The 19,115-nt window shown below is 73.7% G+C and carries 20 protein-coding genes; 12 read left to right on the forward strand and 8 right to left on the reverse strand.

Features of this window, described 5'->3' with window-relative positions; genetic code table 11:
- Positions 1-97: 97 nt before the first annotated feature.
- Positions 98-679, reverse strand: coding sequence for a nucleotidyltransferase family protein (locus tag D1J60_RS28580; protein ID WP_125605428.1), 582 nt, complete (start codon positions 677-679; stop codon positions 98-100).
- A 38-nt stretch (positions 680-717) separates the two neighbouring features.
- The gene (locus D1J60_RS28585) at positions 718-939 is read right to left on the reverse strand and encodes a hypothetical protein (RefSeq protein ID WP_125823036.1); all 222 of its coding nucleotides are present in this window, start codon (positions 937-939) and stop codon (positions 718-720) included.
- An 89-nt stretch (positions 940-1,028) separates the two neighbouring features.
- On the opposite strand from D1J60_RS28585, the gene D1J60_RS28590 reads away from it, so the two are divergent.
- Entirely contained in the window at positions 1,029-2,516 is a 1,488-nt protein-coding gene (locus tag D1J60_RS28590) for a PLP-dependent aminotransferase family protein (protein ID WP_125823037.1), read from the forward strand.
- 9 nt (positions 2,517-2,525) lie between these two features.
- Here D1J60_RS28590 and D1J60_RS28595 read toward each other — a convergent pair whose 3' ends face one another.
- The 3 genes from D1J60_RS28595 to D1J60_RS28605 all read right to left on the reverse strand — a co-directional run bounded on the left by D1J60_RS28595 (position 2,526) and on the right by D1J60_RS28605 (position 4,944).
- Positions 2,526-2,894 (reverse strand): hypothetical protein, encoded by a 369-nt coding sequence (locus D1J60_RS28595; RefSeq protein ID WP_125823038.1) that lies wholly within the window; start codon positions 2,892-2,894, stop codon positions 2,526-2,528.
- A gap of 233 nt (positions 2,895-3,127) precedes the next feature.
- Positions 3,128-3,757, reverse strand: coding sequence for a response regulator transcription factor (locus D1J60_RS28600; protein WP_007267402.1), 630 nt, complete (start codon positions 3,755-3,757; stop codon positions 3,128-3,130).
- A 2-nt stretch (positions 3,758-3,759) separates the two neighbouring features.
- Entirely contained in the window at positions 3,760-4,944 is a 1,185-nt protein-coding gene (locus D1J60_RS28605; protein ID WP_125823039.1) for a sensor histidine kinase, read from the reverse strand.
- Positions 4,945-5,078: 134 nt separating this feature from the next.
- On the opposite strand from D1J60_RS28605, the gene D1J60_RS28610 reads away from it, so the two are divergent.
- Together D1J60_RS28610 and D1J60_RS28615 are read left to right on the forward strand one after the other, a co-directional pair.
- Positions 5,079-6,167, forward strand: coding sequence for an ABC transporter permease (locus tag D1J60_RS28610; RefSeq protein ID WP_125823040.1), 1,089 nt, complete (start codon positions 5,079-5,081; stop codon positions 6,165-6,167).
- Entirely contained in the window at positions 6,164-6,880 is a 717-nt protein-coding gene (locus tag D1J60_RS28615) for an ABC transporter ATP-binding protein (RefSeq protein ID WP_125823041.1), read from the forward strand. Before D1J60_RS28610 ends, D1J60_RS28615 begins: the two co-directional genes overlap by 4 nt.
- Before the next feature lie 76 nt (positions 6,881-6,956).
- On the opposite strand, the gene D1J60_RS28620 is transcribed toward D1J60_RS28615, so the two are convergent.
- Positions 6,957-7,760 carry an IclR family transcriptional regulator gene (locus D1J60_RS28620; protein ID WP_007267406.1) on the reverse strand — a complete coding sequence of 268 codons (804 nt, stop codon included), beginning with the start codon at positions 7,758-7,760 and terminating at the stop codon, positions 6,957-6,959.
- 327 nt (positions 7,761-8,087) lie between these two features.
- Between D1J60_RS28620 and allB the strand changes: the two genes are divergently transcribed.
- Complete coding sequence (allB, locus tag D1J60_RS28625; protein WP_125823042.1) at positions 8,088-9,431, forward strand: allantoinase AllB; 1,344 nt, start codon at positions 8,088-8,090, stop codon at positions 9,429-9,431.
- A 2-nt stretch (positions 9,432-9,433) separates the two neighbouring features.
- Positions 9,434-10,546: an allantoicase gene (alc, locus tag D1J60_RS28630; RefSeq protein ID WP_125823043.1), complete on the forward strand. Its 1,113-nt coding sequence runs from the start codon at positions 9,434-9,436 to the stop codon at positions 10,544-10,546.
- Positions 10,547-10,650: 104 nt separating this feature from the next.
- On the opposite strand, the gene D1J60_RS28635 is transcribed toward alc, so the two are convergent.
- Positions 10,651-11,385 (reverse strand): SDR family oxidoreductase, encoded by a 735-nt coding sequence (locus tag D1J60_RS28635; RefSeq protein ID WP_125823044.1) that lies wholly within the window; start codon positions 11,383-11,385, stop codon positions 10,651-10,653.
- A 173-nt stretch (positions 11,386-11,558) separates the two neighbouring features.
- On the opposite strand from D1J60_RS28635, the gene D1J60_RS28640 reads away from it, so the two are divergent.
- Both D1J60_RS28640 and D1J60_RS28645 read left to right on the forward strand, forming a co-directional pair.
- Positions 11,559-12,176: a dihydrofolate reductase family protein gene (locus D1J60_RS28640; protein WP_125823045.1), complete on the forward strand. Its 618-nt coding sequence runs from the start codon at positions 11,559-11,561 to the stop codon at positions 12,174-12,176.
- Positions 12,177-12,303: 127 nt separating this feature from the next.
- Entirely contained in the window at positions 12,304-13,218 is a 915-nt protein-coding gene (locus D1J60_RS28645; protein WP_125823046.1) for a DMT family transporter, read from the forward strand.
- A gap of 98 nt (positions 13,219-13,316) precedes the next feature.
- Here D1J60_RS28645 and D1J60_RS28650 read toward each other — a convergent pair whose 3' ends face one another.
- On the reverse strand, positions 13,317-14,321 hold the full coding sequence (locus tag D1J60_RS28650; protein ID WP_125603903.1) for a Gfo/Idh/MocA family oxidoreductase: 1,005 nt from the start codon (positions 14,319-14,321) through the stop codon (positions 13,317-13,319).
- Positions 14,322-14,463: 142 nt separating this feature from the next.
- On the opposite strand from D1J60_RS28650, the gene D1J60_RS28655 reads away from it, so the two are divergent.
- Genes D1J60_RS28655 through D1J60_RS28675 form a run of 5 tightly spaced genes read left to right on the forward strand, consistent with a single transcriptional unit; the run spans position 14,464 to position 19,103 of the window.
- On the forward strand, positions 14,464-15,474 hold the full coding sequence (locus tag D1J60_RS28655; RefSeq protein ID WP_125603904.1) for a sugar ABC transporter substrate-binding protein: 1,011 nt from the start codon (positions 14,464-14,466) through the stop codon (positions 15,472-15,474).
- Entirely contained in the window at positions 15,471-16,508 is a 1,038-nt protein-coding gene (locus D1J60_RS28660) for an ABC transporter permease (RefSeq protein ID WP_007267413.1), read from the forward strand. Before D1J60_RS28655 ends, D1J60_RS28660 begins: the two co-directional genes overlap by 4 nt.
- Positions 16,475-17,341 (forward strand): ATP-binding cassette domain-containing protein, encoded by an 867-nt coding sequence (locus D1J60_RS28665; RefSeq protein ID WP_125603905.1) that lies wholly within the window; start codon positions 16,475-16,477, stop codon positions 17,339-17,341. The genes D1J60_RS28660 and D1J60_RS28665 overlap by 34 nt, the downstream gene beginning before the upstream one ends.
- Positions 17,338-18,507, forward strand: coding sequence for an ROK family glucokinase (locus D1J60_RS28670; protein WP_125823047.1), 1,170 nt, complete (start codon positions 17,338-17,340; stop codon positions 18,505-18,507). The genes D1J60_RS28665 and D1J60_RS28670 overlap by 4 nt, the downstream gene beginning before the upstream one ends.
- Complete coding sequence (locus D1J60_RS28675; RefSeq protein ID WP_125823048.1) at positions 18,504-19,103, forward strand: hypothetical protein; 600 nt, start codon at positions 18,504-18,506, stop codon at positions 19,101-19,103. Before D1J60_RS28670 ends, D1J60_RS28675 begins: the two co-directional genes overlap by 4 nt.
- Positions 19,104-19,115 lie beyond the last annotated feature (12 nt).

A 19,115-nucleotide genomic window follows, 5' to 3' on the forward strand; every position in this document is an offset into this window, starting at 1 on the left:
CATGGTGGAAGTTCAATGGTTTGTTGATGTCGAGATTCTCTGAGTCGACAGATTCCACTTGCCGGTGGCCCTCAGTGCCATCGCGGTCACGCCCCGCTCAGTCCAGACGCGCCAGGTCGGGCGGGGTGTCGATGTCGAAGGCGGCCGCGACGTCCCCGCACTCCACCAGCATGACCTCGGCGGCGTGGTTCCTCAGGTGGACGCGCGCACCCTGGTCCCCGGTCGCGGTCGCCGCGATGTCCGCCCAGCGGTCCGCCCCGAACAGCACGGGATGCCCGCGCTCCCCGTCGTACGCCGCCGCCACCAGGCTCGACGGCGACCGGTACGCCTCCCGCACCCGGGCCACCGCGGCCGCCCCGATGCCCGGCTGGTCCACCAGCGACACCAGCGCCGCGCTCGCCCCCGTGCCGGCCAGGGAGGTGAGGCCGACCCGCAGCGAGGAGCCCATCCCCTCGGCCCAGTCCGGGTTGTCCACGACCACGCACCCCGCCAGGTCGGCGCGCTCGCGGACCTCCGCGGCCGAGGCCCCGAGCACCACGTGCACCGGGCCGCAGCCGGCCTCGCGCAGCACGCGCACGGCGTTCTCGACGAGCGGCCGCCCGCGGTACGGGAGCAGCGCCTTGGGGCGCCCGCCCAGCCGGCGCCCGCCGCCCGCGGCCAGGAGCAGGCCGGCGATCAGGGGAGGGGGCGGGGGGAGGGCCTCCCCGGACGCGGAGGTCACTGGGGCAGCGGACCGGCCGGGGAGGGCTTCGCGGGAACGTTCGACTGCTGACATGTCAGCGATTCTCGCCGCCCCTTCCCCCGAAAGGGTGGCAGCCCCGCCAGCAGCCGCCGTACGGAGGCCAGGGCGACCCCGATCCGCAGCGGCTCGCAGACCCGGTTCTCCGCGGCGGCCACCAGGGCCCGTTCGTCACGATCGGTGAACACGTCATACGGCATCGCGGAGCACTCCTTGCCAATCGGGGGCCAATACCGCGAGTCTGGACCCGGATTGGCCTGGCGGGCAGAGCCAATCAGGGGAGGTTGGCATGGCGAACGGGCGAGTGGTCCATACGGCGGACAGGACGATCGGGAGCCGCCAGCTCGCGGCACTGCTCCCGCCCGAGGTACTGGCCCGACCCGGATACCGGGCCCTCGCCGACTCCGTCCGCACCCTGATCCTCGACGGCCGGATCGCCCTGCACGTCCGCCTGCCCGCCGAACGCGAACTGGCCGAGGCGGTCGGCGCCAGCCGCGCCACCGTCACCGGCGCCTACGACCTCCTCCGCGGCAGCGGCTACGTACGCAGCCGGCGCGGCTCCGGCACCTGGACCGAGCTGCCCGACGGACACGGACCCGTCGGCGCCCACGCCCTCGTCGGGGCCGGCGGCTACAGCGCCGACGGCGACCCCGGCATCGACCTCGCCATCGCCGCGATGGGCGCCCCCGAGGGCAGCCTTGCCGACGCCCTCGCCCGGGCCGCCCCGAAGCTGCCCGCCCTCACCCGCACCCCCGGCTACCACCCCTTCGGACTGCCCGACCTGCGCGCGGCCGTCGCGGACCGCTTCACCCGCCGCGGCCTGCCCACCCGCCCCGAGCAGATCCTGGTCACCGCCGGGGCCCAGCAGGCCTTCGCCCTCGTGGTCAGCCTGCTCTGCCGGCCCGGGGACCGGGTGGTCACCGAGAACCCCACCTACGCCAACGCCCTCGACGCCCTGCGCCACGCGAGACTGCGCACCGGGTCCATCGCCGTCTCCGACACCGGCTGGGACATGGAGATCGCCGAGTCCACGCTGCGCCAGACCGTGCCCCGCCTGGCGTACGCGGTCCCGGACTTCCACAACCCGACGGGCTCCCTGATGCCGCAGGAGCAGCGGCTGCGGCTGCTCGCGGCGACCCGGGCCACCGGCACCTGGCTGGTGGTCGACGAGACCATCGCCGACATCGCCCTGGACGTGCCCGCCCCCACACCACTGGCCTCGCTCGCCCCCCGGTCCGGCGCCGACCACGTGATCACCATCGGCTCGCTGAGCAAGACCCACTGGGGCGGCCTGCGGGTGGGCTGGGTCCGGGCCACCGCGAAGCTGATCGCCGAGCTGACCGCCGTACGGGTCTCCGCGGACATGACCGGCTCCGTACTCGACCAGGCGGTGGCGCTCGTGCTGCTGGAAGACCTGGACCGGACCCTGCCCGGCCGGCTCGCGCAGCTGCGCGCCCAGCGGGCCGCCCTGGTGTCCGCGCTCCAGCGGCACACCCCCGAATGGTCCTGGCGGCTGCCGCCGGGCGGCCTCTCCCTCTGGGTGGACCTCGGCGAACCGGTCAGCTCCGCCCTCGCGGAACGCGCCGCGGCCGCCGGGGTGCACATCGGGCGCGGGGCCCGCTTCGGCGTCGACCCGGGCACCTTCGAGCACCGCCTGCGCATCCCGTACACCCTGCCGGCCGACCGCCTGGAGGAGGGCGTGCGCCGCCTCGCGGCCGCCTTCCACGACGGCGTCCCGCTGGCCCCGGGGGTCGAGCGGCCGTACTGGGTGGCCTGAGCGGCGGCCCTACCGGGCGGTCCGCCGGAAGTACGCGTTGGCCGCCGGCCGGAACATCAGGGCCACGGCCACCAGCACGGCCGCCACGTGCACGCCCCGGCTGGCCCCGAAGACCAGGTCGAGGGCGCCCGCCCGGGCCAGGGCGTCCGCGACCGAGCCGCCGTCGGCGAGGTAGCCGAGCGGCTGCACGACCATCGAGGCGGTGCCCAGCACGCCCAGGCCCAGCGCCAGGGTGACCCGTGCCCACCGGGCGCCGCCCCGCATCCGCCGGGCGCACAGTACGGCGAGGGTGAAGACCGTGAGCCGGACGGCGAGACCCGTTCCGATCTCCCCGGCGGAGCCGGTGCCGCCGGCGGCCATCCGGCCGACCGCGAGCACGGTTTCGAAGGCTCCGGCGGCGACGGCCGCCAGCCACAGCCCGTAGGCGGTGCGGCCGGGGGAGCGGTGGGGGCGGGGAGGTCGTGCCGTTCGGTCGTGCCGGGGATCGCGGACATCGGGGGCTCGCTTTCGCGTACGGGGATCGACCCCCCGAATGCTTCCGGCCGGGCGGCCCCGCCACCCGCCTGCCTCCCGGTGTCCGAGCGGGGGGACAACCCCCGTGAGGACGGCTCCTACGGCGTGCGGATCAGCCGGCGGGTGGCGGCCGCGGCGACCGCGGAGGTGCGCGAGTCGACGCCGAGCTTGGCGTATACGTGCACCAGGTGGGACTTGACCGTGGCCTGGCTCAGGAACAGCCGCTTGGAGATCTGCTGGTTCGACAGCCCGTCCGCGACCAGCTGGAGCACCTCCAGCTCGCGCTTCGTCAGCGCCTCCGCCGGGGTGCGCATCCGGTCCATCAGCCGCAGCGCCACCGCCGGGGCCAGCGCCGACTGGCCGGCCGCCGCAGTGCGCACCGCCGCCGCCAGCTCCTCCGGCGGGGCGTCCTTGAGCAGGTAACCCGAGGCGCCGGCCTCCACCGCCGCCAGGATGTCGGCGTCGGTGTCGTAGGTGGTCAGGACGAGGACCCGGGGCGCGCCCGGCCGGGCGGTGATCGCCGCCGTGGCGGCCGAGCCGTGCATCCCGGCCCCGAACTGGAGGTCCATCAGCACGACGTCCACCGGCTCGGACGCGGCCAGCTCCACCGCCCGCTCCGCCGTCGCCGCCTCCGCGACCACCGCGAAGTCCGGCTCGGTGTCCAGCACCGCGCGCAGCCCGGCGCGCACCACGGGGTGGTCGTCGGCGAGCAGCAGCCGGATGGTCATGGTCAGGCCTCCACGGGCAGCGGCAGGGTGACGGCCACGGCGGTGCCCTGGCCCGGGTCGGACTCCACGGTGAACAGCCCGCCCAGCGACTGGGCCCGCGCCCGCATCGCGGGCAGGCCGAAGCCGCCGTCACCGCCGGCGGCGACGCCGGCGGGGTCGAAGCCCCGGCCGTCGTCGACCACGTCCAGGGTGACCGAGCTGTCCATGAAGGTCAGGGTGATCTCCGCCCGCCCGGCCCCCGCGTGCCGCACCACGTTGGCCAGCGCCGACTGGGCGATCCGCAGCAGGGCCACCTCGTACGGGGTGGGCAGCGCCCGGGGTGCGCCGCTGACGGAGAAGCGCACGCGCGGGCCCGGGGCCCCCGAGCACAGCCGCTCCAGCGCCGCCGCCAGCGAGCCGTGCTCCAGGTCCGGGGGAGTCAGGGCCCGTACGAAGCGGCGTGCCTCGGCCAGGTTGTCCTGCGCGGCCTGCCGGGCCCGGGCGATGTGGTCGGCGGCCGGCGCGTCCTGGGGCAGCGCCCGCTCGGCCGCCCGCAGCAGCAGCTGGATGGAGGACAGGCCCTGGGCCAGGGTGTCGTGGATCTCCCGCGCGAGCCGCTCCCGCTCCGCGAGGATCCCCGCGCCCCGCTCGGCCGCCGCCAGCTCGGCCCGGGTGGCGATGAGCTCCTCGATCAGCTCGCGGCGGCGCTCGCTCTCGCGGTACAGCGCCTGGTAGCCGAGCACCGTGGCGACGGCCACCGCCCCGCCCAGCAGCGGCCCGAGGAAGGCCCCCGGGGTGAGGGCGCCGCCGTGCGCGAGGAAGCCCCCTATGGCGGCGCAGGCGGTGACCCCGACGGCCGCGAGGGCCCAGCGCAGCCGCAGCAGGTGCAGCTCCAGGAAGTACAGCGGGAAGGCCACCCACAGCCCGTCGGGGGAGAGGACCAGCAGGGCGGCCCACACGGCCCCCACCCCGGCCAGCCACAGCCCGGCGGCCCGCGCCGAGCGGTGCACGGCGGGGGCGCGCACGCCCGCCGCGTAGACGGCGGCCAGCAGCACGCACAGGCCGGTCACCCAGCCGGCCCGCGGCGCGGAACCGGCGACGGCGCGGGCGGAGGCCAGCGCGAGCAGCCCGAGCAGCAGCGCGTGCAGGCACAGCCGCAGTACGCGGGTGACGGGTGTCAGGGGGCGGGAGGGCGGTGCGGCAGACATCGTCCGACCAGCGTAAGCGGGCGGCCGGGGACCCCGGTCAACCGAAAGTTCGATGTCCGGATGCCACCTTCGATACCAGGATGCCTCCCGTGGCGCGATGCCCGGGGCCCGCGTGCGACACCAAGGTGGGGGACATGTTCGTCGCATGGAGAGATCTACGGTTCGCCAAGGGCCGCTTCGCCCTCATGGGCTCGGTCGTACTGCTGATCACGCTGCTGGTCGGCCTGCTGTCGGGACTCACCTCCGGACTCGCCCGGGAGAACGTCTCGGCCGTCACCGGCCTGCCCGCCTCGCACCTGGCCTTCGCCGCGCCCGCCGGGGACCAGAAGGTCTCCTTCACCCAGTCCCAGCTGCCCGAGGCAGCCTGGAAGACCTGGCGGGCGCGGCCGGGCGTCGGGGCCGCCCAGCCGCTCGGCATCCGCACCGTCAACGCCGTCGCGGGCGGGCGCACCGCCGCCGTCTCCGCCTTCGGCGTCGAGCCGGACGGCCGGCTCGCTCCGGCCGGGACGGGGCTCGGTCCGGGCCGGGCGGTCCTCACCGAGAAGGCGGCCAAGGAGCTCGGCGGGCTCACCGCCGGGGCCCGGGTCCGGATCGGGACGCAGGAGCTGACCGTCGCCGCCGTCTCGGGCACGGCCGCCTACAGCCACACCCCGGTCGTCTGGACGGACCTGGCCGACTGGCAGCGCGTCGGCGGTCCCGCCGCCTCCCCGGACACCACCGCCACGGTCGTCGCCCTCGAAGGCTCCGGGGGCACGGACTGGGCGGCCGGCGACGCGGCGGCCGGCACGAAGACCCTGACCGTCGACGAGGCCCTGGGCGCCATAGGGTCCTACCAGGCCGAGAACGGCTCGCTCCAGCTGATGCGCGGCTTCCTGTTCGCCATCTCCGCCCTGGTCATAGGGGCCTTCTTCACCGTCTGGACCATCCAGCGCAGCGGTGACGTCGCGGTCCTGAAGGCACTGGGCGCCTCCACCCCGTACCTGCTCAAGGACGCCCTCGGCCAGGCCGTGGTGATGCTGGCGATCGGCACCGGGGCCGGTACCGCGCTCGCGGCCGCCATCGGCGCCCTGATCAGCGGCGGTGACGTGCCCTTCGTCCTGGACGCCGCCACCGTGCTGGCCCCCGCCGCGATCATGATCGTGCTCGGCGTGCTGGGCGCGGCCCTGTCCATCCGGCGGATCACCGCCGTCGACCCGCTGACCGCCCTGGGGAGCGCCCGATGACCCTGCTCGTTGACGACGTGACGCTGACCTACCCCGACGGGGACGGCCGTCTCACCGCGCTCGACGCGGTGTCCCTGGAGGTGCCGGCGGGCTCCCTGACCGCGATTGTGGGGCCCTCCGGCTCCGGGAAGTCCAGCCTCCTGGCGGTGGCGGCCACCCTGGTCACCCCGGACTCCGGCCGGGTCGTGGTGGCCGGCCGGGACACCAGCCGGCTCGGGCCCGCCGGGAAGTCGGCGCTGCGCCGGGAGCGGATCGGCATCGTCTTCCAGCAGCCGAACCTGCTGGCCTCGCTGACGGCCGCCGAGCAGCTCCAGGTGATGGCCCACGTGTCGGGCCGCCCCTCCCGGCAGCTTCGCCGCCGCGCCCTGGAGCTGCTGGACGCGGTGGGCCTGGCCGACAAGGCCGGCAAGCGCCCGCACGAGCTGTCCGGCGGCCAGCGCCAGCGCGTGAACATCGCCCGGGCCCTGATGAACGAGCCGGCCGTGCTGCTGGTGGACGAGCCGACCAGTGCCCTGGACCACGAGCGGGGCGCGGCGGTCCTGGACCTGCTGGTCACCCTCACCCGGGAGCGGGGCACCGCCACGGTGCTGGTCACCCACGACCACGCCCACCTGGAGCGCATGGACCGTACGGCGACCATGGCCGACGGCCGCCTCACCCCCGGCGCCCCGGCCGCCGCCGAGCCGCCGTCCGCCTCGCTCCCGGCGGCTTGAGCCCACCCGCGGCCCGCACGCGCGGGAGCCCCGGCACCCCCACAGGGGGAGGGTGCCGGGGCTCCCGTCACACGGCTTAGGCGGGGGTCTGGCTCTGCAGGGCCACCGACAGTTCGGCGGCGACGCCCTGGAGGATCGGTACGAAGGACTCGGCCACGGCCTGCGTCACCCGGCCGGCCGGGCCGGAGATGGAGATCGCGGCGGCGGTCGGCGAGTCGGGCACCGAAACGGCCAGGCAGCGGACTCCTATTTCCTGCTCGTTGTCGTCGACGGCGTAGCCCACGCGGCGGACCTGTTCCAGGGCCTCCAGGAAGCCCTCGGGGGTGGTGATGGTCTTCTCGGTCGCGGCGGGCATCCCCGTGCGGGCCAGCAGGGCGCGGACCTCGTCGGCCGGGGTGTGCGCCAGCAGGGCCTTGCCCACGCCGGTGGAGTGGGGCAGGACGCGGCGGCCGACCTCGGTGAACATGCGCATGGAGTGCTTGGACGGCACCTGGGCGACGTAGACGATCTCGTCGCCGTCGAGCAGGGCCATGTTCGCGGTCTCCCCGGTCTCCTCGACCAGGCGGGCGAGGTAGGGGCGGGCCCAGGTGCCCAGCAGCCGCGACGCGGACTCCCCGAGGCGGATGAGGCGCGGTCCGAGGGAGTACCGTCGGTTGGGCTGCTGCCGGACGTACCCGCAGGCGACGAGGGTGCGCATCAGGCGGTGGATGGTCGGCAGCGGCAGGCCGCTGGCGGCCGAGAGTTCACTGAGGCCGACCTCGCCACCCGCATCGGCCATGCGTTCGAGCAGATCGAAGGCGCGCTCGAGGGACTGGACGCCACCGCCGCCGGCGGTGGGCTTGGCGGAAGCGTCGGTGGTGCTGGCGCTGGACGTCGGCACGGCGCGGTCCTTTCGGTGCTGGCAGGCAAGGAAGCAGCCTACCGGTCGGTCGACGTCGGCCCTAGAGCCGGGCCCTCGCCGTCCTCGCCGGTCAGAGGTGGTTTGTCCTGGTGGTGGACGTCCTCGGGAAGTTACCCGCCCGCTCCCAGGTGGCGGTAGCTACATTCTGGATAGTGAAATCCTAATTCCATCCTGTGGAAACATCCAATCGCGGTGAGAACGTGTCAGCAGTCCCTCCGGGCGCTCTTGACTGGCCCCGCATCGGGGTGAAGACTCCGTCAACAGAACGTTGAATTTCGCTCTGTGGAAGTAGATGGGGAGGTTCCGGTGGCCGACGTGGCAGTGGAACTGGTACTGCGCTCGACGCGCGTCATCACCCCCGAGGGGACGCGCGCCGCCTCGGTGGCCGTCGCCGGCGGGAAGATCACGGCCGTGCTGGCGCACGACGCCGGGGTACCGGTCGGAGCCCGGCTGGAGGACTTCGGTGACGACGTCCTGCTCCCCGGCCTGGTGGACACCCACGTCCACGTGAACGACCCGGGCCGCACCGAGTGGGAGGGCTTCTGGACGGCCACCCGCGCTGCCGCGGCCGGCGGTATCACCACCATCGTCGACATGCCCCTGAACTCCCTGCCGCCGACCACCACGGTCGACAACCTCCGCGTCAAGCAGGAGGTCGCCCGCTCCAAGGCGCACGTGGACGTCGGCTTCTGGGGCGGCGCCCTGCCGGACAACGTCAAGGACCTGAAGCCGCTGCACGACGCCGGCGTCTACGGCTTCAAGTGCTTCCTGTCGCCCTCCGGCGTGGACGAGTTCCCCCTGCTGGACCAGGAGCAGCTGGCCACCTCGCTCGCCGAGATCACCGGTTTCGGCGGCCTGCTGATCGTGCACGCCGAGGACCCGCACCACCTGGAGTCCGCCCCGCAGAAGCCGGGCCCCAAGTACGCCGACTTCCTGGCCTCCCGCCCGCAGGACGCCGAGAACACCGCGATCCAGAACCTGATCGACCAGGCGAGGCGGCTGAACGCCCGCGTGCACGTCCTGCACCTGTCCTCCGCCTCCGCGCTGCCGCTGATCGCCGCGGCCAAGGCCGAGGGCGTGCAGATCACCGTCGAGTCCTGCCCGCACTTCCTCACCCTCACCGCCGAGGAAGTCCCGGACGGCGCGACCGAGTTCAAGTGCTGCCCGCCCATCCGCGAGGCCGCGAACCAGGACGTCCTGTGGGACGCGCTCGCCGACGGCACCATCGACTGCATCGTCTCCGACCACTCGCCCTCCACCGCGGACCTGAAGACCGGCGACTTCGCCACCGCGTGGGGCGGCATCTCCTCCCTCCAGCTGGGCCTTCCCGCCATCTGGACCGAGGCGCGCAAGCGCGGCCGCACTCTCGAAGAGGTCGTGCGCTGGATGTCCACCGCCCCCGCCGCGCTGGCGGGCCTGGCGCAGAAGGGGGCCATCGAGGCCGGCCGTGACGCCGACTTCGCCGTCCTGGCCCCCGAAGAGACCTTCACCGTGGACCCGGCCGAGCTGCACCACCGCAACCAGGTCACGGCGTACGCGGGCAGGACCCTGCACGGCGTCGTGAAGTCCACCTGGCTGCGCGGCACGCAGATCGCCGACCACGGTACCCCGACCGAGCCCACGGGCCTCCTCCTCGAAAGGCAGAACTGACAGTGGCGATTCCCTCCTTCACCGGTAACGCGAACCCGTACGGGGGCGGCGACCCGTACGCGGACTACCGCACCGCGGAGTTCCCCTTCACCCAGTACGCGAACCTCGCCGCCCGAGAGCTGGGCGCCGGTGTCATCGCCGCCAACGACGAGTTCTTCGCCGAGCGCGAGAACCTGCTGATCGCCGAGGCCGGCCACTTCGACCCCGAGCACTTCGGGCACAAGGGCAAGGTCATGGACGGCTGGGAGACCCGCCGCCGCCGCGGCGTGTCCGCCGAGCAGCCCTGGCCGACCGCCGCGGACCACGACTACGCCCTGATCCGCCTCGGCGCCCCCGGCGTCATCCGCGGCATCGTCGTCGACACCGCCCACTTCCGCGGCAACATGCCGCAGGCCGTGTCCATCCAGGGCGCGTCCGTCGAGGGCTCCCCGACCGAGGCGGAGCTGCTCTCCGACGACGTCAAGTGGACGACCCTCGTCGAGCGCACCCCCGTCGGCGGCCACGCGGCCAACGGCTTCGAGGTCGACGTCGAGCAGCGCTTCACGCACCTGCGCCTGAACCAGCACCCGGACGGCGGCATCGCCCGTCTGCGCGTCTACGGCGAGGTACGCCCCGACCCGAAGTGGCTCGCCGTGCTGGGCACCTTCGACGTCGTCGCCCTGGAGAACGGCGGCTCGGTGGAGGACGCGTCCAACCGCTTCTACTCCCCGCCGACCAACACCATCAACCCGGGCCGCTCCCGCAAGATGGACGACGGCTGGGAGACCGCCCGCCGCCGCGACAACGGCAACGACTGGATCCGCTACCAGCTCGTCGCCGAGTCCGAGATCCGCGCCGTGGAGATCGACACCGCCTACCTCAAGGGCAACTCGGCCGGCTGGGCCTCGCTGTCGATCAAGACGGGCGAGGAGGGCGAGTGGACGGAGTTCCTGCCGCGCACCCGCCTGCAGCCCGACACCAACCACCGCTTCGTGCTGGACGCCCCGGCGGTCGGCACCCACGTACGGATCGACATCTTCCCGGACGGCGGCTTCTCCCGCCTGCGCCTGTTCGGTTCCCTGACGGAGGCCGGCGCGGCCGCGCACGCCGCCCGCCACCAGGAGCTGGGCGGCTGACCCGCCCCGCCCCGTGACCCGCCCCGGGGGCCGACACCCCCGGGGCCCGGGCACAGCCCTGTGGGGGCGCACCGCGTACGCGGTGCGCCCCCACAGGCGTTCCCTCAGGCGGCGTGGCCGCCGTCCACCGAGAACTCCGCCCCCGTGACGTACGCGGAGTCCGGCCCGGCGAGGAAGGACACCATGGCGGCCACCTCCTCGGGGGTGCCGTAGCGTCCGAGCGCCGTCAGTGAGCGCTGCGCGTCCGCGTAGGGGCCGTCGGCCGGGTTCATGTCCGTGTCCGTCGGGCCCGGGTGGACCAGGTTGGCGGTGATGCCGCGCCCGCCCAGCTCCCGGGCGAGCGCCTTCGTCAGGCCCGTCATGGCCGCCTTGCTCATCGCGTACAGCGTGCCGCCCGGGCCGGGGACCCGGCCCGTCATGCAGCTGCCGATGGTGACGATCCGTCCGCCGGAGCCCAGGTGCGCCGCCGCGGCCTGTGCGGCCAGGAAGGCGCCCCGGACGTTGACGCCGAGGACCAGGTCCACCTCGGCGGGGCCGAGCGTGTCGAGCGGGCCGACCACCCCGACGCCGGCGTTGTTGACGAGGACGTCGAGCCGCCCCAGCGCCCGTACGGTCTCCTCCACCGCCGTCCGCGGGCCGTCGGCGGCGCCCGCGTCGGCCCGTACCGCCAGGCCCCTGCGGCCCAGCGCCTCGATCTTCCCGACGACCTCGGCGGCCGCCCCGGCGCCGTTGACGTAGGTGAGCGCGACGTCGAAGCCGTCCTCGGCCAGCCGCAGCGCGGTGGCCGCTCCGATGCCCCGGCTGCCGCCCGTCACCAGGGCCACCGTGTTGCCGTTCATGTCGTTCCTCCCCGATCCGTTCCCTGCATTTGGTTGCGGGTTCAATGAAATACGGGGGAGGCCGACGGCGCTGGCGGGAATCCGACCCGGCGTTCACGCGCGCCGCACCGATGAGTGCGGGCACCGGCGGGAGTCTGAGGAGGAGAAGCAGACGACACAAGGAGCGCCGCGCCATGGGCAAGCTGACCCTGACCACCTTCCTGACCCTCGACGGAGTGATGCAGGCCCCCGGCGGCCCCGACGAGGACCGCAGCGGCGGGTTCGCGTACGGCGGGTGGCTCGTGCCCTTCGCCGACGAGGGCATGGGGGAGTTCGTGAACGAGCTCTTCGGCCGGGCCGAGGCCTTCCTCCTCGGCCGCCGGACGTACGAGATCTTCGCCTCGTACTGGCCGCTCCACGACGACCCGGCCGACCCCGTCCCGAACAAGCTCAACCGACTGCCGAAGTACGTCGCCTCCACCACCCTCAAGGACCCCGAGTGGGGACCGGCCGCCGTGGTGGACGGGGAGCACCTCCAGTCGGAGATCGTCCGGATCAAGGACGGCATGGACGGGGAGCTCCAGGTGCACGGCAGCGGACAGCTCGCCCAGTGGCTGCTCGCGCGCGACCTCGTCGAGGAGCTCAACCTGCTGGTCTTCCCCGTCTTCCTCGGCGCGGGACGCCGGCTCTTCCCCACCGGCGGCCTGCCCACGGCCTTCGAGCTGACCGCCTCCCGCACCACCGGCAGCGGAACCGCCATCCACACCTACCGCCCCACCGGCCGCGCCTCCTTCGGCACCTTCGCGGACTGAGCGGGGGAGGGGGCTCCGCGGGTGCCCCGGTTAACCGGTCGACCGGGAAGATCCACTCGGTTACCGTGGGCCCGCACCCGTGCGAGCCGCCGACGTCTCCACGCCCTCCACCCGTCGGAGCCGCCCGGTGACCACCCTCACCGCCCCCGCCCCCGCCCTCGCCCCCCGCCGGGCCTGGCTCGCGGACCTGCCCGTCCTGCTGGTCGCCGTCGTCTGGGGCGGCAGCTACCTCGCCGCCAAGGGGATCACCACCGCGCACACCGTGATCGCGGTCCTCGTGCTGCGCTTCGCGCTCGTGCTCCCGGTGCTGGTCCTCGCCGGACGCCGGCGGCTGCGCGCGCTGGGCCCCGCCCAGCTGCGCGGCGCGGCGGTGCTGGGCCTCGTACTCGGCGGGATCTTCCTGCTGGAGACCTACGGGGTGGTGCACACCTCCGCCACCAACGCCGGTCTGATCATCAGCCTCACCATGATCTTCACGCCGCTCGCCGAGTCCGCCGTGCGCCGCAGGAAGCCCTCGGCCGCCTTCCTCGGGGCCGCGGCCGTCTCGGTGGCCGGTGTCGTGCTGCTCACCCAGGGCGCCGGCTTCACCGCACCCGGCCCCGGCGACCTGCTGATCCTCGGCGCGGCCCTGGCCCGCACCCTGCACGTCCTGCTGATGGCGCGGATCAAGGCCGTCCAGGACGCCGACCCGCTCTCCCTCACCACCGTCCAGCTGGGCGCGGCCGTACTGGTCTTCGCCCTGCTCGCGGCCGTGCCCGGGACCGGGGACCGGCCCTGGACGGCCGCCGCGGACTTCGGCCCCGCCCAATGGGCCGGACTCGCCTTCCTCTCCGTCTTCTGCACGCTGTTCGCCTTCTTCGTGCAGATGTGGGCCGTACGCCGCACCTCCCCGTCCCGCGTCAGCCTGCTGCTGGGCACCGAACCGCTGTGGGCGGCCGCCGCCGGCATCGCCATCGGCGGCGAGCACCTCGGCCCGGCCGGACTCGCCGGAGCCGCGCTCGTCCTGGCCGGCACCGCCTGGGGACGCCGCGCGGCGCGCTGACCGCCCCGCCCCCGCCGGCCGCGATTGGCCGGTAAATGGCTCCTGCGGGCTTGATCAGCCCGCCTACTGTGGCCCGCATGTCCGCCGGCGCCCGCACCCTACAGGTCCGGGAGCTCCTCCAGCCGTACGGGCCGGCGCTCCCGCCGGGAGCGTTCGCAGGCCTCGGCCACCCGGAACGCGGCGAGCGCCTGGAACCCGTCGCACGGGTTGTCCCCCTCGCCGCGCACCAGCCGTACGAACGCCGCCAGCTCGGCCTCGTAGGCGGGGGCGAACCGCTCCAGGAACCCGGACCACGGATTGCCGGCCGGGGGCGGGCCGTGCGGCTCCGTCGAGGCGATCGGGGTCCGGTCGTCGAGCCCGCAGGAGACCTGGTCCAGCTCCCCGGCCAGCTCCATCCGCACGTCGTACCCGGCGCCGTTGCAGCGGGTCCCGGTGCTGGTGACCAGCGTCCCGTCGTCCAGTGTGAGCACGGCGGCGGCCGTGTCGACGTCCCCCGCCTCCCGGAACCGGGCCGGCCCCCTGTCGGAACCGGTCGCGTACACGTCGGCGACCTCGCGCCCGGTCACCCAGCGGACCATGTCGAAGTCGTGCACCAGGCAGTCCCGGTACAGGCCCCCGGAGGCCGCCAGGTACTCGGCCGGCGGCGGCGCCGGGTCGGCCGTCATCGTGCGCACCGTGTGCAGCCGTCCCAGGGCACCCGAACGGACCAGTTCGCGGGCGGTCCGGCAGCCCGCGTCGAAGCGCCGCATGAAACCGACCTGGAGCAGCCCCCGGGCCGCCCCCACCTCGCGCAGCACGGCCAGGGTCCGGGCCAGGTCGGGGGCCACCGGCTTCTCGCAGAACACCGGCAGCCCGCCGCGCACCGCCCGGACCACCAGGTCGGCGTGGCCCTCCGTCGCGCAGGCCACCACCACGGCGTCCACGCCCCAGGTGAAGACCTGGTCGACCGTCGGGGCGGCGGTCGCCCCCAGCCGGTCCGCGAGCCGCGCGGCCCGCCCGGGATCGGCGTCGGCCAGCAGCAGCGAGCCGGCGTCCGGGTGGCGGGCCAGTGCGGCCGCGTGGAAGGAGCCGATCCGGCCCGTTCCGATCAGCCCGATGCGCATGCACTCAACGTGGCCCCGTACGGGGGACCTGTCAATCTGCCCGCGCATGCCCCGATGACCCTTCATGGTCCACTGTGGCGGATACTGGGCGGCTGAAACCGTAATGACCGATTGATGACGGACGAGGGAAGGGCACGGGGACGTGGCTAGGGTTCGGACAGGGGTACGCGTCGTCGGCGCCGTGCTCGCGGCGGTACTGGGGGCCTCCCTCACGGGCTGCAGCAGCACGGGCGGCAAGCGCGCCGAGGAACGGGCGAAGGCCGCGGAGGCGGGCCGGCCCGCCGTGTCCACGCCGCGCTGGACCTTCGCGATGATCACCCACGCGGGCGACGGCGACACCTTCTGGGACATCGTGCAGAAGGGCGCCAAGGAGGCCTCCGCGAAGGACAACATCAACTTCGTCTACTCCCACGACGACCAGGCGCAGCAGCAGGCCCAGTTCGTGCAGAACGCCATCGACCAGAAGGTCGACGGGATCATCGTCAGCCTCGCGAAGCCCGAGGCCCTCAAGGACGTCATCGCCAAGGCCGTCAAGGCCGGCATCCCGGTGGTCACGGTCAACTCCGGCTCCGCCCAGTCCGCCGCGTACGGGGCGCTCACCCACATCGGGCAGGACGAGGAGATCGCCGGCGAGGCCGTCGGCACCGAGCTGACCAGGCGCGGGAAGAAGAAGGCCGTCTGCGTCCTGCACGAGCAGGGCAACGTGGGCCACGAGCAGCGCTGCGCCGGGGCGAAGAAGACCTTCGGCGGCAGCATGGAGAACCTGTACGTCGAGGGCACCAACATGCCCTCCGTGCAGGCCGCCGTCCAGGCCAAGCTCCAGGCGGACCCCTCCGTCGACTCCATCGTGACCCTCGGCGCGCCCTTCGCCCCCACGGCCGTCAAGGCCAAGGACGCGGCGGGCAGCAAGGCCGAGGTGGACACCTTCGACCTGAACGAGTCCGTCGCCCGGGACCTGAAGTCCGGGGCGCTGGGCTTCGCCGTGGACCAGCAGCCCTACCTGCAGGGCTACCAGGCCGTGGACCTGCTGTGGCTCTACCGCTACAACGCGGACGTGCTCGGCGGCGGCCGCCCGGTGCTGACCGGCCCGCAGATCGTCACCGCGGCCGAGGCGGCCAAGCTGGAGGAGTACATCAAGCGGGGCAGCCGATGAGCGCCGCCGCCCCCGCGGCCGACGAACGGCTCGCGCCCACCTCGTACGTCCGGCGGCTGCTGGGCCGGCCCGAGCTGGGCGCGGTCGTCGGCGCCGCCGCCGTCTTCGTCTTCTTCTGCTTCGCCGCCGACAGCTTCCTGAAGCCCTCCAGCCTGAGCACGGTCCTGTACTCGGCCTCCACCATCGGCATCATGGCGGTTCCGGTCGCCCTGCTGATGATCGGCGGCGAGTTCGACCTCTCCGCCGGCGTCATGGTGACCACGTCGGCGCTGTTCAGCTCGATGTTCAGCTACCAGATGACCGCCAACGTCTGGGTCGGCGTCCTCGTCTCCCTGCTGGTCACGCTGGCCATCGGCTTCTTCAACGGGTTCATGCTGACCCGCACGAAACTGCCGAGCTTCATCATCACGCTCGGCACCTTCCTGATGCTGACCGGCCTGAACCTCGGCTTCACCAAGCTGATCAGCGGCTCGGTGTCCACCAAGACGATCGCCGACATGGAGGGCTTCTCCTCGGCGCGGGCCCTGTTCGCCTCGCAGTGGAACGTCGGCTCGGTCACCCTCAAGGTCACCATCCTGTGGTGGCTGGTGCTGGTAGCCGTCGCCACCTGGATCCTGCTGCGCACCCGCGCCGGGAACTGGATCTTCGCCGTCGGCGGCGGTGCCGACGCGGCCCGCGCCACCGGCGTCCCGGTGGTCAAGACCCGGATCGGCCTCTACATGGGGGTCGCGCTGTGCGCCTGGATCTCCGGGCAGCACATCCTCTTCTCGTTCGACGTGGTCCAGTCCGGCGAGGGCGTCGGCAACGAGTTCCTCTACATCATCGCGGCCGTCATCGGCGGCTGTCTGATGACCGGCGGCTACGGCTCCGCGATCGGCTCGGCCGTCGGCGCCTTCATCTTCGGCATGACCAGCAACGGCATCGTCTACGCGCAGTGGAACCCCGACTGGTTCAAGTTCTTCCTGGGCGCCATGCTGCTGCTCGCCACGCTGCTGAACGCATGGGTCCGCAAGCGGGCGGAGGCGCGGGCATGAGCACGCCACTGGTGAAGCTGACGGACGTCAGCAAGTACTACGGGAACATCCGCGCCCTGCACGGCGTGTCCCTGGAGGTCTCGGCGGGCGAGATCACCTGCGTGCTCGGCGACAACGGCGCCGGCAAGTCCACCCTCATCAAGATCATCGCGGGGCTGCACCGGCACGACGCCGGCAGTTTCGAGATCGAGGGGGCCGAGACCGAGCTCGCCAACCCGCGCGCCGCCCTCGACCACGGCATCGCCACCGTCTACCAGGACCTGGCCGTCGTCCCCCTCATGCCGGTGTGGCGCAACTTCTTCCTCGGCTCGGAACCGACGAAGGGCCGCGGCCCCTTCCGCCGCCTCGACGTCGACCTCATGCGCGAGACCACCCGCACCGAGCTGCTGCGCATGGGCATCGACCTGCGCGACGTCGACCAGCCCATCGGCACCCTCTCCGGCGGCGAGCGGCAGTGCGTGGCCATCGCCCGCGCCGTCCACTTCGGCGCGAAGGTCCTCGTCCTGGACGAGCCCACCGCCGCCCTCGGCGTCAAGCAGTCCGGCGTGGTCCTCAAGTACGTCGCCGCCGCCCGCGACGCGGGCCTCGGCGTGGTCCTCATCACCCACAACCCGCACCACGCGTACCTGGTCGGGGACCGCTTCGTGCTCCTCAAGCGGGGTGCCATGGCGGGCGGTCACACCCGCGACTCGATCACCCTGGACGAGCTCACCCGGCAGATGGCGGGCGGCTCGGAGCTGGAGGAGCTGAGCCACGAGCTGGAGCGGGTGGCAGAATCAGGGGCGACCACCCCATCCGATCCGGCCACCGACAGGGACGAAACGACTCGATGAGCACGTACCGGGACTTCACGCTCGCCCACCGGGGGGCGGCGCGGGGCACCGTCCTGCGGACCGTCGGGACCCGTGAGCGCCGCTCCCTGCGCACCGCCCCGCGCGTCCCGACCGTGGGCATCGACATCGGCGGCACCAAGGTCATGGCGGGCGTGGTCGACGCCGACGGGGTCATCCTGGAGAAGATCCGCACCGAGACCCCGGACAAGTCCAAGAGCCCCAAGGTCGTCGAGGACACCATCGTCGAGCTGGTGCTCGACCTGTCCGACCGGCACGACGTGCACGCCGTGGGCATCGGCGCCGCCGGGTGGGTCGACGCGGACCGCTCCCGCGTCCTGTTCGCCCCGCACCTGGCGTGGCGCGACGAGCCGCTGCGCGACGCCCTCCAGTCCCGGCTCGCGGTCCCGGTCATGGTCGACAACGACGCCAACACCGCCGCCTGGGCCGAATGGCGCTTCGGAGCCGGCCGCGGCGAGGACCACCTCGTCATGATCACCCTGGGCACCGGCATCGGCGGGGCCATCCTGGAGGACGGCCAGGTCAAGCGCGGCCGCTTCGGGGTGGCCGGCGAGTTCGGCCACATGCAGGTCGTCCCCGGCGGACACCGCTGCCCCTGCGGCAACCGCGGCTGCTGGGAGCAGTACAGCTCCGGCAACGCCCTGGTCCGCGAGGCCCGCGAGCTGGCCGCCGCCGACTCCCCGGTGGCGTACAACATCATCGCCAGGGTCGGCGGCAACGTCCAGGAGATCACCGGCCCCCTCATCACCGAGCTGGCCCGCGAGGGCGACGCCATGTGCGTCGAGCTCCTCCAGGACATCGGCCAGTGGCTCGGCGTCGGCATCGCCAACCTCGCCGCAGCCCTCGACCCGTCCTGCTTCGTCATCGGCGGCGGCGTCAGCGCCGCCGACGACCTGCTGATCGGCCCCGCCCGGGACGCCTTCCGCCGCCACCTCACCGGCCGCGGCTACCGCCCCGAGGCCCGCATCGCCAAGGCCCAGCTGGGCCCCGAGGCCGGCATGGTCGGCGCCGCCGACCTCGCCCGCCTCGTCGCCCGCCGCTTCCGCCGCGCCACCCGTCGGCGCGTCGAGCGGCACGAGCGCTACGCGCAGCTGGGCCGGCGCGGCGCTACGGCCCCCACGGACCCCAAGGATCAGGAACAGCAGTGACCCCGCCCTCCCTGCCCCGCCAGGCCTCCTCGCCCGAAGCGGGCGGTACGCAGCCGCCCACCGCCGAGGAGCGCGAGGACCGCCGGCACACCGTACGGCGCCGCTGGGTCACCGCGATCATCATCGTCCTGCTCATCGGGGTCCCGGCGGGGTACCTGTTCGTCTCGGCGCAGCAGAGCCGCCAGAGCGGCCGGGACAAGGCCGCCCGGGTGGGCGCGGTCAAGGTGCGCACCGACTGGCCCTCCAAGGTGCAGCGCAGCATCTACGAGGTGCCGATCCCGCTGATGGCCTCCCACGTCGGCTACCTGGAGACCAACAACTGGCACACCAGCCGGCTGTACGTGCAGTTCCAGGTGACCCCCGCGGAGCTGGACACCTTCCTGGCCGGAGTGGGCACCAGCAGGGACGCCCTGACCGCCGGGGTGTCGGTCTCCGAGCGCGACGCCAAGGTGGCCGGCTGGAGCTGGAGCCCGAAGCACCAGTGGTCCGGGGTCACCGTGGAGGCCGGGGACCCGCGTCCCACGCGCGACGTCACCGTCGACTTCACCAACCCGTCGGCCCCCCGCGTCTACGTGGTCTCCACCACCGTGCCGTAGGCCCGCCACGGC

It is taken from the genome of Streptomyces sp. W1SF4, assembly GCF_003950035.1.
Taxonomy (GTDB): domain Bacteria; phylum Actinomycetota; class Actinomycetes; order Streptomycetales; family Streptomycetaceae; genus Streptomyces; species Streptomyces racemochromogenes.

Excerpts from the sequence above, each read along its gene's own strand:
- D1J60_RS28585 (WP_125823036.1), bottom strand. The coding sequence starts at position 939 with ATGCCGTATGACGTGTTCACCGATCGTGACGAACGGGCCCTGGTGGCC.
- D1J60_RS28590 (WP_125823037.1), top strand. The coding sequence starts at position 1,029 with ATGGCGAACGGGCGAGTGGTCCATACGGCGGACAGGACGATCGGGAGC.
- D1J60_RS28600 (WP_007267402.1), bottom strand. The coding sequence starts at position 3,757 with ATGACCATCCGGCTGCTGCTCGCCGACGACCACCCCGTGGTGCGCGCC.
- D1J60_RS28605 (WP_125823039.1), bottom strand. The coding sequence starts at position 4,944 with ATGTCTGCCGCACCGCCCTCCCGCCCCCTGACACCCGTCACCCGCGTA.
- D1J60_RS28610 (WP_125823040.1), top strand. The coding sequence starts at position 5,079 with ATGTTCGTCGCATGGAGAGATCTACGGTTCGCCAAGGGCCGCTTCGCC.
- D1J60_RS28615 (WP_125823041.1), top strand. The coding sequence starts at position 6,164 with ATGACCCTGCTCGTTGACGACGTGACGCTGACCTACCCCGACGGGGAC.
- D1J60_RS28635 (WP_125823044.1), bottom strand. The coding sequence starts at position 11,385 with ATGAACGGCAACACGGTGGCCCTGGTGACGGGCGGCAGCCGGGGCATC.
- D1J60_RS28640 (WP_125823045.1), top strand. The coding sequence starts at position 11,559 with ATGGGCAAGCTGACCCTGACCACCTTCCTGACCCTCGACGGAGTGATG.
- D1J60_RS28650 (WP_125603903.1), bottom strand. The coding sequence starts at position 14,321 with ATGCGCATCGGGCTGATCGGAACGGGCCGGATCGGCTCCTTCCACGCG.
- D1J60_RS28660 (WP_007267413.1), top strand. The coding sequence starts at position 15,471 with ATGAGCGCCGCCGCCCCCGCGGCCGACGAACGGCTCGCGCCCACCTCG.
- D1J60_RS28665 (WP_125603905.1), top strand. The coding sequence starts at position 16,475 with ATGGGTCCGCAAGCGGGCGGAGGCGCGGGCATGAGCACGCCACTGGTG.
- D1J60_RS28670 (WP_125823047.1), top strand. The coding sequence starts at position 17,338 with ATGAGCACGTACCGGGACTTCACGCTCGCCCACCGGGGGGCGGCGCGG.